Raw genomic sequence first — 13,241 nt, forward strand, 5'->3', positions numbered from 1 at the left:
GCAGATGCCGCCCAGCAGCTGCCGCTAGCCCCGCGTCGCCAGCGTCACACCGGCCAGCACCATCACCAGCGCGGCGATCTGGCCGAGACCGAGCGGCTCGCGCAGCGCGATCGCGGCGGCCACGACGCCGATCACCGGCACCGCCATGGTGCCGATCGCCGCCACCGACGCGGGCAGCCGCTGCAGCGCGGCGAACCAGCACAGATAGGCGAGACAGAACTGGATCAGCGTCAGATACGCCAGACACGCCCAGCCATAGGCCGACAGCGCGTCGAGATGCGGCACGCCAAACGCGAAGCCGATCGCCGTCACCGGGATGCAGCCGACCCCGATCTGCCACGCCGCCGAGGTCGCGCCCGGCAGCGCGATCGGAAACCGCTTCAGGAAGATGGTGCCGAGCGCGAAGCCGACCGCACCGGTCAGCGCCAGCGCGACGCCGGGCAGCTTCGCCGTGCTCGCCGCGAAGCCGTCGGCGCCCATCAGCGCTGCGATGCCGCCGAATCCCAGCACCAGCGCCAGCGTGCGCTTGACGGTTAGCCGCTCGCCGAGCAGCGGCCACGCCAGCAGCGCCGTCCACACCGGCATCGAATAGCCGATCACCGCGGTCTCGCCGGCCGGCATCCAGAGCAGCGCCAGCCCCATCACCACCATCCACAGCGTGACGTTGAAGAACGCCGACACCAGCAGGCGCGGCCACAGCGCCGCCGGGACGCGCAGATCGTCGCCGCGCGCCCGCGCATAGGCGAACAGCAGCAGCGAGCCAATCAGACCGGGCACGCCGCGCGCGGGCAGCGGCGGCCATTCTGAGATGATGTATTTGGATACCGGCCAACTCAGGCCCCAGGCCAGCGAGGTGACGGCGAGCAGGACGAGACCGCTGGTCGCGACGCGCGAGCGCGCGGCGGCGGAAGGAGTGTCGGACATGGGATCACCCGGCAGGACGATGGCCCGCAGCATGCCGGTATTGGCCTCCCGTCACCACCCGAAAAACAGCCCCGCGCGCCGTGCCGCCTGAGTCGGCCATGGCAACCCCTCGGAGCGAAAAAATACCTGCCCTGTGAACAGCGGGCGCAGCCGATTTCCACCGGCCCGAGTGTGATTTTTTCGTTTCGGATTCCGTGAGGACTCACCGATACTTGGCGGCATCAGGACGCGGCGCTGCCCCCTGTTTTCCACCCCTTTCCACCATATTTAGTATTTGATTCAGGAACCCGCACTATTGCTTGACGGGTCGGACGGAGTCGCACTAGCTTTGGGCCTGTCGCGAGCGGGTGGTTTCGTGTCCCGCCGGACATTCCCAGAAGGGTACCGAACCGGCCACCTCCGTCCCGCATCAGCGGCATCGGGGTGTGGGCTCATCTGTGCCCGAAACCGGCTGTACGGGCGCAGAAAAGACGAGCCGCAACACGGCTCGCATTGAAGCGTGAGGCGTTATTGGGACGGACCCGGATCGGCTACGATCCAGGCCGCGGCCCTTGAAAACAGAGTGAGCCGGACCACGGCTCGCATGGCGGACGAAACGTCCGCGACCAACAACTTCGGGCCCAGCGGGGTCCGGCATCGAACGGGGCATCAGATGAAGATCGAGCGGCGCTACACCACGGACGGCCAATCTCCCTACGCGGCGATTCAGTTCCGGCTGACGACGAGCGAGATCCGCAATCCGGACGGCTCGGTGGTGTTCCGCCTCGAGAATGTCGAAGTGCCCGACAGCTGGTCGCAGGTCGCCTCCGACGTGCTGGCCCAGAAGTATTTCCGCAAGGCCGGCGTCGCCGCGCGCCTGAAGAAGGTCGAAGAAGAGACCGTGCCGTCCTGGCTATGGCGCTCGGTACCCGACACCGACGCCCTCGCCGCCCTGCCCGAGGCCGAGCGTTTCACCTCCGAGCATTCCTCCAAGCAGGTGTTCGACCGCCTCGCCGGCTGCTGGACCTACTGGGGCTGGAAGGGCGATTACTTCTCGTCCGAGGACGACGCCCGCGCGTTCTACGACGAGCTGCGCTACATGCTGGCGTCGCAGATGGTCGCGCCGAATTCGCCGCAGTGGTTCAACACCGGACTTCATTGGGCCTACGGCGTCGATGGTCCCGGCCAGGGCCACTACTACGTCGATTACAAGACCGGCAAGCTGACCAAGTCGAAGTCGGCCTACGAGCATCCGCAGCCGCACGCCTGCTTCATCCAGGGCATCGAGGACGACCTCGTCAACGAGGGCGGCATCATGGACCTGTGGGTGCGTGAAGCTCGCCTGTTCAAGTACGGCTCGGGCACCGGCTCCAACTTCTCGCGGCTGCGCGGCGAAGGCGAGCGGCTGTCGGGCGGCGGCAAGTCTTCCGGTCTGATGAGCTTCCTGAAGATCGGCGACCGCGCTGCCGGCGCCATCAAGTCGGGCGGCACGACCCGCCGCGCCGCCAAGATGGTGGTGGTCGATGCCGACCATCCGGATATCGAGGCCTATATCGACTGGAAGGTGAAGGAGGAGCAGAAGGTCGCCGCCCTCGTCACCGGCTCCAAGACCAACCAGAAGCACCTCAAGGCGATCCTGAAAGCCTGCGTCAACTGCCAGGGCTCGGGCGACGACTGCTTCGACCCGGAGAAGAACCCGGCGCTGCGCCGCGAAGTGAAGCTGGCGCGCCGCGCGCTGGTGACCGACGCGATGATCAAGCGCGTCATCCAGTTCGCCAAGCAGGGCTACAAGGAGATCGACTTCCCGATCTACGACACCGATTGGGATAGCGAGGCCTACCTCACCGTCTCCGGCCAGAACTCCAACAACTCCGTGTCGCTCAAGGACGACTTCCTGCGCGCGGTCGAGACCGATGGCGACTGGCACCTCACCTCGCGCACCGGCAAGAAGGTGATGAAGACGCTGAAGGCGCGCGAGCTGTGGGAGAAGATCGGCTACGCCGCCTGGGCCAGCGCCGATCCGGGCCTGCACTTCAACACCACGATGAACGACTGGCACACCTGCAAGGCGTCGGGCGACATCCGCGCCAGCAATCCGTGCTCGGAATACATGTTCCTCGACGACACGGCCTGCAACCTCGCCTCGGCCAACCTGCTGACGTTCTACAACACCACCACGGCGACCTTCGATCTCGACGCTTACGAGCATCTGTGCCGGCTGTGGACCATCGTGCTCGAAATCTCGGTGCTGATGGCGCAGTTCCCGTCCAAGCAGATCGCCGAGCTCAGCTACGAATTCCGCACGCTGGGTCTCGGCTTCGCCAATATCGGCGGCCTGCTGATGACCATGGGCCTCAGCTACGACTCCAAGGAAGGCCGCGCGCTGTGCGGCGCGCTGACCGCGATCATGACCGGCGTGTCGTATGCGACCTCGGCCGAGATGGCCAAGAAGCTCGGCCCGTTCCCCGGCTACAAGAAGAACGCCGCGCATATGCTGCGCGTGATCCGCAACCATCGCCGCGCCGCCCACGGCGAAAGCCGCGGCTACGAGGCGCTGTCGGTCAACCCTGTGCCGCTCGACCATGACGGCTGCCCGATCCCCGAGGCGATCGCGCACGCCAAGCGCGCCTGGGATCAGGCGCTCGAGCTCGGCGAGCTGCACGGCTATCGCAACGCCCAGACCACGGTGGTCGCCCCGACCGGCACCATCGGCCTGGTGATGGATTGCGACACCACCGGCATCGAGCCGGACTTCGCGCTGGTGAAGTTCAAGAAGCTCGCCGGCGGCGGCTACTGGAAGATCATCAACCGCGCCGTCCCGGCGGCGCTGCGCGTGCTCGGCTATCCGGAAAGCCAGATCGCCGAGATCGAGGCCTACGCGGTCGGCCACGGCTCGCTCAGCAACTCCCCCGGCATCAACGTCTCGACGCTGAAGGCCAAGGGCTTCACCGATGAAGCGCTGGCGAAGGTCGAGGCCGCGCTGCCGACCGCCTTCGACATCAAGTTCGCCTTCAACAAGTGGACCTTCGGCGAGGACTTCCTCAAGGACACGCTGAAGATCGAGGCCGAGCAGATCGCCCAGCCGAACTTCGACCTCTTGGCCGCGCTCGGCTTCTCCAAGCGCGAGATCGAGGCCGCCAACATCCACATCTGCGGCGCCATGACGGTCGAAGGCGCGCCGCACCTGAAGCCCGAGCACTACGCGGTGTTCGATTGCGCCAATCCCTGCGGCAAGATCGGCAAGCGCTATCTGTCGGTCGAGAGCCACATCCGGATGATGGCCGCGTCGCAGCCGTTCATCTCCGGCGCGATCAGCAAGACCATCAACATGCCGAACGACGCCACGGTGGAGGACTGCAAGTCCGCCTACATGCTGTCGTGGAAGCTGGCGCTGAAGGCCAACGCGCTGTATCGCGACGGCTCGAAACTGTCGCAGCCGCTGAACTCGCAGCTGATCGCGGACGACGACGAGGACGAGGATATCGACACCTTCCTCGACAAGCCGATGGCGGCGCGCGCCGCCCACGTCTCCGAGAAGGTGGTGGAGCGCCTGGTCGAGCGCATCGTGGTGATGCGCGAACGCGAGAAGATGCCGGATCGCCGCAAGGGCTACACCCAGAAGGCGGTGGTCGGCGGCCACAAGGTCTATCTGCGCACCGGCGAATACGACGACGGCCGCATCGGCGAGATCTTCATCGACATGCACAAGGAGGGTGCCGCCCTCCGGTCGTTCATCAACAACTTCGCCATCGCCGTCTCGCTCGGCCTGCAATACGGCGTGCCGCTCGAGGAATATGTCGACGCCTTCACCTTCACCCGGTTCGAACCCGCCGGCCCGGTGCAGGGCAACGACTCGATCAAGTACGCGACGTCGATCCTCGACTACGTGTTCCGCGAGCTGGCGGTGAGCTACATGGGCCGCTTCGACCTCGCCCATGTCGATCCGAGCGAGACCGGCTTCGACGCCATCGGCAAGGGCATCGAGGAAGGCAAGGCCCCGGAAGGCACCGTCGCCCCCGCCTCCGCCACCAAGTATCTGTCGAAGGGCCTCACCCGCTCGCGCACCGACAATCTGGTGGTGATGCGCAGCGCCCCCGCGTCGGCCCCCGCCGCCGCGACGACCGACGCCCCGCGCAGCGGCGGCAGCCACACCGTCACCGCCCTCGCCTCCTCCCGCATCGGCGACGTCCTCGAAGGCGCCACCGCGCTGAAGCAGGAAGCCGACCAGGACCTGTCGCCGACCGAAAAGCTCGAAGCCCTGCAATGGAGCCGCGCCGGCGCCGCCCAGGCCCAACCCGTCGCCACCAAAGCCGAACGCCGCGCGGAGGCGAAGGCGCGGGGTTACGAGGGGGACTCGTGCAGCGAGTGCGGGAATTTCACGCTGGTGCGGAATGGGACTTGTATGAAGTGTGATACTTGCGGAAGCACGACGGGGTGTAGCTAAGTTAGGGTTGCACGTCGTGTAAATGCTCGCATAGGATGGCCGGATTCGGCCAAAGTGCGCCGCAAATCACCCCAAAGATGAGCCGCACCCGGTGCGGTGACGAAAAACCCGCCGGAAACGGCGGGTTTTTCTCTTTGACTTTCATTGTAGGTACGGTGCCGCCAACCTCACTAATGATCCCCACACAAGATCGACCTTCCCCCCAATTGACCGTTACGATCCTCGTATAAGATCGAAACATTTTCAGAAGCAGCGAGATTGGCCAGCACCCGATCGCTCCACCGCCCCTTGACCAACTGAGCGTCGGAACGAGTGGACGTCGTAGTCGGAACGATCCCCTCGAGAGGCGCAGCAACTCGATGAGTTGGACAACCTCTTCTACCTTCAACGGCTTGGCGACCTTGCCGACGACCTAGGCCTTCAAGCATTTCGAGACTCGACCGCGCTGCTGTACGATCTCCGAAGGAATTCCGCCGTCCAAGGACGATCGCAGAGCTGCGAATAGTCTCCAACCTCCTAACGAAAACCGAGCATCGGCGCCCTTTCCTTTCGCGGCCAGGATTACATCCCCATTGGGAAGGGTCGCGAGGACGCGTCTGGGAGACCCGCACAATCGCCTGAGCTCAGTGGGTGTGGGTCTACCTCCTCGACCACAATCCGTCGCTCAAACGGGTCTATTGCAACAGCCTTCACGGTACTGAAAGGCCGACGCGGACGGTTCTGCGATGTCGCCTAGGGCCAAAGGCACGGCGCAATCCTAATCTTGACTTATATCGGCTATTATAGTATCTATTATTTCCAGATATTGGGAACAGAGGCTATGGATATATCCCTTAATTTAAGCTCCCCCCAAGACGTTGCCTCCGAGATAGCGAACCGCGCAAAGCAGCGGCGATTAGAGGCTAACCTAACCCAGTCGGGGCTTGCCGCCCGCGCTCAAGTCAGCTTGGGCACGCTGAAGCAATTCGAGCGCACAGGCAAATCTTCCTTAGAGTTCCTTATAGCCATCGCGTTCGCTCTCGGCGCCGAACAGGAATTCGAGGGCCTGTTTCCTCCGAAGCCGCACAGGTCGATCGAGGATGTGATTTCCAAGCCTGTCAGAATTCGGGGACGCAGAAAGTGAAGAAGCCGAAGGTCCCAGACGGAAAGCCACCCCAAGGCATCCAAAAGTTGGGGGTGTCCCTCGATTTCTACGGCGAAAAGATCGACGTAGGAACATTGGCATGGAGCAAAGAGGAACGCCGGGCGTATTTCGAGTACCACCCCGATTTCGCCGCGAGGCGCCTCAACGTATCTCCATTCAAGCTTCCTGTCGGCGACGGAGCAAAGCCGGCGCCGAATTCACCGTTCGCCGGGCTGCACGGCACGTTCAACGATAGCCTCCCCGACGGTTGGGGCCGCCTGCTCCTTGACCGTCATCTGCAGAACCTCGGATGCGACTTCAGGCTCCTCACGCCTCTTGACCGCCTGGCATACGTCGGCCAGACCGGCATGGGAGCGTTGCGCTACATTCCCGATAATTCCCCTAGCAAAGCCGCCGGCGACGCCGTCGACCTCGATTGGCTTGCTGGGCAAGCTGAAGCAGTCCAAGGCGAGGTCGACGAAGCCGACGTGGATCGTCTGCTCGAAATCCAAGGTGGCTCCGCCGGCGTCCGCCCCAAGATTATGGTCGGCTTGAATAGCAAGACCGGTAAGATCGTAGCTGATACCGGCACCGATCTTCCGGAAGGCTTCGAAGCTTGGCTGGTAAAGTTCAAATCGAACGTCGATCACTCCGAAATAGGAAAAGAAGAGTACGCCTACTCTCTTATGGCGAAGGCAGCCGGCGTCGTTATGCCCGCCACTAAGCTCATAAAAACCAAGAAGGGCAGCTATTTCGCCGTCCAAAGGTTCGACAGAACCGAGGGTGGGAGCGCGCATGTACAGACGGTGAGCGGGCTGTTGGAGGCCGATCATCGGGCTCCGTCCATCGACTACGATACGCTGCTGAAAGTCACGCGACTTCTGACGCGCGACGAGCGACACGTGCGCCAGATGTTCGTCCGGATGATCTTCAATGTCCTCGCACATAACCGAGACGATCACGCGAAAAATCACGCTTTCCTGCTCGCGAAGGATGGAGTTTGGCATCCGACGCCGGCGTACGACCTCACGCTCTCGGAGGGTCCTGGGGGCGAGCACAATCTAGCTGTGAACGGTGAAGGGAAGAACCCGACCAAAAAACACATTCTGAAGGTTGCGCAAAATGCGTCGATTTCGCAGGCGAAAGTTGAACAGTTCTTCGAACAAGTTCAGCATGCCATAGCTCGATGGCCCGAATTTGCAAAAGAAGCCGGATTGACCGAGAAACGTCTGCAGGAGATCGACCGGCTGCTGAACAAGCGTGGATCCGGTGCCGCTTAGGGCGGCGACATTTCTCTCTATGTAGCTAACATTGTTTTCTGGATACCACGGTAATGGCCTATGAGATAGATTTTCATCCTGTCGGGTCGGGGGCCAACAGCGGCGACGCGATAACAATGCGCTACTGGACGGGCGCGGAGTGGCGCGTGATCGTCATTGATGCAGGGTTCCAGGAAACCGGCGAAGCAATCGTCGAGCACGTGCGGTCGGTGTACGGCACGAACACGGTTGAGCACGTCGTCAGCACGCATCCGGACAACGATCACATCAGCGGTCTCCGCGCAGTTATCTCGCAACTGAATGTGCAGAACCTCTGGATGCACATTCCCGAATACCACGCGAAAAACATGATGGACTACTTCCACGATCCTCGATGGACGCTGGAGGGTCTCACCGCGGACTTGCGGCGCGCCTACCCGATAGTCAGCGAAATCCGAGACTTAGCTCTGAGCCGGGGCACTTCGCTTCACCCTCCGTTTCAAGGCGCGAGGATCGGACCCTTCATGGTGCTTTCGCCGACGCAGGCCATGTACGAAGGCCTCCTTCCCCAATTCCGCGATACTCCCAAGCCCGCGCAGCAACTCCTCGTCCTCCTGGGGCATTGGCTCACGGGAATTGGGCGACGCGTGGCGACAGAGATCCGGCGCATCATCGCGGAGGACCTGTTCACCGAGACTCTCCGCGAAGGCGGCATCACGGCGGCGGAAAACGAGTCCAGCGTGGTCTTGTACGGTCAGATCGACGGTCGAAACATCTTCCTGACGGCAGACGCAGGCTTGAGGGCTCTTGGTGCTGCCGTGTCGTACGGAACCGCCATCGGTATTCAGTTCGGTACCGCTCTGAACGTATTCCAGGTCCCGCATCACGGCAGCCGCAACAACATCTCCCCTGCACTGCTCAATCGGATTGTCGGAAATGTTTCGGGGTTCGGATCAAGAAGGTCGATTGGTTGCGTCATCTCAGCCGGGCCCGAGGATGAAACTCATCCGCGACAAGTCGTAGTGAACGCGCTCTTGCGTCGTGGCGTCGAGCCCCAGGACACGAAGAAAGGCATACTTCTTTTCAATCACGGCGTTCCGGATCGGAAGGGTTTCAGTCCTGCACCCACCTTGGAGTTTGCCACGAGGGTGGAAGCCTATGACTGAGACGGTGTCGACGCATTCCCGGCCAAGATCCGAAAGGTGACTTGCGGGGATCGTTTCTTCCCCCGACGGTCACATCGCGACTAAGTGCTGTTCGAGTTGCATGGCGATCGGAACTGGCAGCTTTTTTGAACCTGCGTTGCAACGTTGGCAACTGAGGCATACTTGAGTGTAATCGGCCTGCCGCTCTCTTTCGGCGTGAACAGAGCGCGGCGCGCCCTTGGTTTTAGATCAGAAACCCGAGCAACAGCGCGTTCTTTAACTCATGAAAAGCAAGCGTCAAAACGCCTTCGCCTCAAAGGAATTTCCGGCAACACTCTTTCGACCTCCAGACAAACGGAGCGATGACTGGCCGGATGAGCCGGATGTCCGACGGGCTGTGACCTACTTTCGCGACTTTATTGGCCAGGACGAGTGGAAGAAGCGGCGCAATGCTGCGGCCAATCGCCTGTACGCGGCGTCGCTGGGTCGCCTAGATGAGACCGACCGCGGCAGATATTTCGACGAATCCGACGTATTAGGCTGGTATCTCTTCCTGGCCGAGGCCTTCATCGATCATGTTTGGAATTTCGAGCCGACGTTCGGATCGCGGGTAGTGCCGGTGTTCAAGGCGATCGGGCGCGGTCTCGATCTGCTTCTTTCGGTCGACGGTGTCGAAGAACGGGCACGTCGCCTGGTCATTAGTGAACGGCGTCAACCAAATGGCGGGCTATTCGAGCTGCTCGTCGCATCCGCCTATCGCTCGTCGGGCGCACGGGTAAAATTCGTACCTGAGCAACGCGGGCTGGGCCGGACATACGACATGGACGTCGAAATCGGCTCGCGCTCCTTCGCGGTCGAGTGCAAGCGCTTGGAAACCAGCCAATACGGCGAACGGGAACGAGCCGCGATGCGCGAATTATGGCGCCCCAGCGCGACAGGGTTTTCCCAGAATGAGCAGAGCGCATTTTGCGATGTCCATTTCCGCATCCCTATCGATCGGGTGCCACCCGCCTATCTGACCGAGAAGTCGCTCGAGTGGCTCCGGTCCGACATGCCTTCGCTGCTTTGGAGCGACGATATATCGTATGGCGCGATGGGCGAGCTCGATCTCGATCCGTTGCGCGCGGTTCTCGACGGTCACCATGTGCTCGCGTCGAGCTCGCGTATGCTGGAGCTGCTCTCGGGCCGCTACGTGAGGCACGCCAATTACATTCAGTTGAGCCGCTTGAAGCTCGCGGAAAACCCGAGATATGTGCGCGAGTGCGATCTTGCCGTGCTGCTCCGTTGGGAATCGGCTTCAACCGAAGCCATCGATGCGAAGGCCCGCGACATTACGACGAAGCTATCGGAAGCCAACGACCAACTTCCTGCGGGTCGCCCCGGTATCGTTCACATCGGCTTCGAGGCCGTTGAAGGAGACAACGTAGAGCGCACACGACATCGGAAAATCATCGAGCGAGCGCAGGCTTTCGATCCACGGGGAAAACCTCTGGAGTACGTGTATTGCCATTACTTCGTACCCGAAAGCCCGCCTGACCAGGCGTGGGCGTTCGACGAGACGCTCCAGTGGGTGGGCATCGCGCCGACCGGTTCTCATCCCCTCGGAGAAACCATGCTGATCCTTCCGGCCGAGGGCGTTCGCGAAGGACCTCACTGGCGTTGAAAATCAAGGACCAGGGTGGTGCAGGCAGCGCGCCTCCGGCCAGTATCTGAGCATCAGGACAATCATTTGCTGCGCAGCCGGGCCGCGAAGCGCTGAAGCGCAACCTGATCGCGATCGGTCATCAGAAAGCCGCGCAATGGATAGTCTTCCGTGCCTCCATGAAGGACCCGTCGATCGTCGATCTGCGACACCAGGTAGGCGAACGGTGGGTTGAAGCGCCGGAGTGGCCAGCCGGAGGCCGCATGCAATTCTTCCGCATCGACGGTGCCGGCCCCAGACTTGCCGAGGGCAAGATCGACGAGCGCAACCACGTCCGTTTCAGGAGTGCTTTGCCCGGTATGGGGATCGAACGTGATAAAAAGCTCTGCGGTGGTGAACATCCGCGGAAGCCGTGCGGAAATTATCGAGTTCGTTCTCAGATAGCCATCGCTTTCAAGCTCGGCGACGGCAAACGCCAAATCTTCGAGGTTGGATTCCGGAAACGCGTCGATGAGGTCTTGCTCGGGAATGAAGGAGTCGAAGCCCTTTTGGGACTGTTCGGATACCCACAATCCTATCCGGGTCGCCAATGGCCCGAGTTCGCCGATGCTTAACTCGGGCTTTTTCTTTGCTGGAGGCGCGATCAGCGGAGTGCTCAGCCTGTCCTTAGCCGACGGCGGAGCTTCGCATGCAGCGAGCCATCCGTCGAGACCGTCGATCACCAACTGACCGATCGCGGCAAATTGCAGGATGTCGTCGCCGACCAAGGGTATGGTTTCGCCCAATCGGGCCTCAGCGGCATGTTCGGCGAACTTCGCGTCGGCCACGCCGAGATTGTGTCCGATGACATGGCGCTTCTGGATGTTAAGCGTCAGGACGGCAAGAGCGTCCGCCGTCAGAGTCCCGAACGGATCGAAGTCGAACTCGGCGAAGCGCTTGCGGCCGCGCTCGATGTTCTGAAAGTCATTGGCGACCGGCTTCATCGGCGCGCCATCGGGCGGCCTGGTGGTCTTCTTGTACAGGTATACCGTCTTTAAGGTCGCTTCGAAGGCCGTCAGTACGTCTTCATGGGCATTGCCCATCATCCTATATGCGAGCTCACGGCTTTCCGAGCCGAGTTGGCCCGCGAGTTCGACCTGCTCCCGGACCAGCGCGATTTCCCGTGCAAAGTGCAGGTGAATATTGGGCGCTCCGCAATCCGGACAGAACAGGGAGATGGCGTAAACGCCATAGTCCCGGCCGCACTCGTCGCATACCAACTCACGGAGAAGATCGTTTCGCGCGAACCGCGGTGCGGGTTTTGGCGACGGACGTGCGCCAGTCGTCACCTTGAGGAATTTGTTACCAGCGTTTTTCCGGGCGAGTTCATCGAACATGCCGTGGATTGCCGCCGCAGCGTCGGCGTGAAAGGCATGAGCGACGATTTCCTTGGCAGCTGCGAGGTCGTCGGGATGCGTAAAGTTCCCATCATCGTCCAGAACACCACTATACGGACAGACTGTGCCTGGCGTACCGGGAGCGTGCGTCATGCGGGACGTCAGGGCTTCGGGTAGAGTGAAATCCAATACTCGGTCGCCCAGAAGGAAGAGGCGCGGATGTGCGTCTTCGTTGGGTGAATACCGGTACACCCGGCCATCCGGCGTCTTCGGTAGCGGAATGCCAAGCGTCAAGTTGTTACCAGAACCACCCGTCTTGTACTTCTCCAAATTCCGCAAGCGCATGAGTCCACCTCGGATAGCTGATCATTGAGCCGATGGATCGACGCGAGGAGATGCATCTCCTCCTCGCGTTTGAGATCATGATTCCCCGCCTTCCGAGCGAGTCTGCCGGGACCTGGTTTCCCCGGTCGCGGTCGATGCCCGCCGCGGACGTTTTCCGGATGCCGCCGCCGTCGGCTGAGCGGTAGCCGGCACCTCAAGCGTATCGCAGCAGGCCAGCAAGGCCCGTGCGAACTGATCGCCGGCGTCCCGAACCCAATCGTCGCGTACGACGGTCAACCAGGCCGTCAATGCGACCAGATCGACGCAGATCGCTCCGATTGCTGCGGGCTTGATGGCCGCCAACGCCGCGAGAAGTGCCGACAAGGAGAAACTGGACACGGCGGGGATAGTGTTTTCGTGGCGCCAGACGACCGTGAGAACCGAAATCAGAAGAGCCGCCAAGCAAGCGGCGATGCCTATCGGTTTCAATCCGCGCAGGTTCCTGCGAAAGCCGTATTCGGCATTCTCCTTCTCGACGAGCGGATAGGCTTTCCCACGGCAACGCTCCTGAAGCCACTTCACCCCCGATGCGTACATGGCGTCCGCGGCCTTCGGATCCGCCCTCTCCTGTTCCGGGCTTGGCGTGACGAACAACGGCACGTTCTTCGCGAAGAACGCGTGGTATCGGGCCAACGCCGGCGGCGGAAGATGTTCTTCCCGATGGCGCAGCCAGATCGTCGATGGCCAACCTCCCCATTCAGCCAGGAGACGCTTCTCCACCTTCTTGCCGCGCGATCTGCTCAGGACGCTCAAGCCATACAGGAGCCCGCAGGACGTCGCGATGGTCACCAGCGTGGCGCCCCAGCTCGAGGTGACCAGCCGAGGAAACCACGCGATCGCAGTGAGGATGATCGGAAACAGCGTGAGCAAACCTGGAAACAGGCGGGCCTGTCGTGAATAGGAATCGAAGAGCTTCGAAATATCGATCATCGGATCGCCTCTGTGCAATCTTGGGTGCTGGACGG

General features: G+C 61.9%; 8 protein-coding genes. 5 read left to right on the top strand and 3 right to left on the bottom strand.

The window, feature by feature from the left end:
• Positions 1–24: 24 nt before the first annotated feature.
• Positions 25–924 carry a DMT family transporter gene (locus ACFFJ6_RS22225; RefSeq protein ID WP_378391908.1) on the bottom strand — a complete coding sequence of 300 codons (900 nt, stop codon included), beginning with the start codon at positions 922–924 and terminating at the stop codon, positions 25–27.
• A 652-nt stretch (positions 925–1,576) separates the two neighbouring features.
• Here ACFFJ6_RS22225 and ACFFJ6_RS22230 point away from each other — a divergent pair.
• The 5 genes from ACFFJ6_RS22230 (at position 1,577) to ACFFJ6_RS22250 (ending at position 10,537) form a co-directional block, all read left to right on the top strand.
• On the top strand, positions 1,577–5,347 hold the full coding sequence (locus ACFFJ6_RS22230; RefSeq protein ID WP_378391910.1) for a vitamin B12-dependent ribonucleotide reductase: 3,771 nt from the start codon (positions 1,577–1,579) through the stop codon (positions 5,345–5,347).
• Positions 5,348–6,167: 820 nt separating this feature from the next.
• On the top strand, positions 6,168–6,470 hold the full coding sequence (locus ACFFJ6_RS22235; RefSeq protein ID WP_378392270.1) for a helix-turn-helix domain-containing protein: 303 nt from the start codon (positions 6,168–6,170) through the stop codon (positions 6,468–6,470).
• Positions 6,467–7,750, top strand: coding sequence for a type II toxin-antitoxin system HipA family toxin (locus ACFFJ6_RS22240; RefSeq protein ID WP_378391913.1), 1,284 nt, complete (start codon positions 6,467–6,469; stop codon positions 7,748–7,750). The genes ACFFJ6_RS22235 and ACFFJ6_RS22240 overlap by 4 nt, the downstream gene beginning before the upstream one ends.
• Positions 7,751–7,803: 53 nt before the next feature.
• A complete protein-coding gene (locus ACFFJ6_RS22245) occupies positions 7,804–8,895 on the top strand; it encodes a ComEC/Rec2 family competence protein (protein WP_378391915.1) in 1,092 nt (363 codons plus the stop codon).
• Positions 8,896–9,157: 262 nt separating this feature from the next.
• Positions 9,158–10,537, top strand: coding sequence for a transposase (locus tag ACFFJ6_RS22250; protein WP_378391917.1), 1,380 nt, complete (start codon positions 9,158–9,160; stop codon positions 10,535–10,537).
• A 62-nt stretch (positions 10,538–10,599) separates the two neighbouring features.
• Here ACFFJ6_RS22250 and ACFFJ6_RS22255 read toward each other — a convergent pair whose 3' ends face one another.
• Together ACFFJ6_RS22255 and ACFFJ6_RS22260 are read right to left on the bottom strand one after the other, a co-directional pair.
• Positions 10,600–12,237 (bottom strand): hypothetical protein, encoded by a 1,638-nt coding sequence (locus tag ACFFJ6_RS22255; protein WP_378391919.1) that lies wholly within the window; start codon positions 12,235–12,237, stop codon positions 10,600–10,602.
• Positions 12,238–12,312: 75 nt separating this feature from the next.
• Complete coding sequence (locus tag ACFFJ6_RS22260) at positions 12,313–13,206, bottom strand: hypothetical protein (RefSeq protein WP_378391921.1); 894 nt, start codon at positions 13,204–13,206, stop codon at positions 12,313–12,315.
• Between the last annotated feature and the right edge of the window lie 35 nt (positions 13,207–13,241).

The sequence above is a fragment of the Rhodopseudomonas telluris genome, assembly GCF_042432815.1.
Taxonomy (GTDB): Bacteria; Pseudomonadota; Alphaproteobacteria; order Rhizobiales; family Xanthobacteraceae; genus Rhodopseudomonas; species Rhodopseudomonas telluris.

Excerpts from the sequence above, each read along its gene's own strand:
- ACFFJ6_RS22245 (WP_378391915.1), top strand. The coding sequence starts at position 7,804 with ATGGCCTATGAGATAGATTTTCATCCTGTCGGGTCGGGGGCCAACAGC.
- ACFFJ6_RS22230 (WP_378391910.1), top strand. The coding sequence starts at position 1,577 with ATGAAGATCGAGCGGCGCTACACCACGGACGGCCAATCTCCCTACGCG.
- ACFFJ6_RS22260 (WP_378391921.1), bottom strand. The coding sequence starts at position 13,206 with ATGATCGATATTTCGAAGCTCTTCGATTCCTATTCACGACAGGCCCGC.
- ACFFJ6_RS22250 (WP_378391917.1), top strand. The coding sequence starts at position 9,158 with ATGAAAAGCAAGCGTCAAAACGCCTTCGCCTCAAAGGAATTTCCGGCA.
- ACFFJ6_RS22255 (WP_378391919.1), bottom strand. The coding sequence starts at position 12,237 with ATGCGCTTGCGGAATTTGGAGAAGTACAAGACGGGTGGTTCTGGTAAC.
- ACFFJ6_RS22225 (WP_378391908.1), bottom strand. The coding sequence starts at position 924 with ATGTCCGACACTCCTTCCGCCGCCGCGCGCTCGCGCGTCGCGACCAGC.
- ACFFJ6_RS22235 (WP_378392270.1), top strand. The coding sequence starts at position 6,168 with ATGGATATATCCCTTAATTTAAGCTCCCCCCAAGACGTTGCCTCCGAG.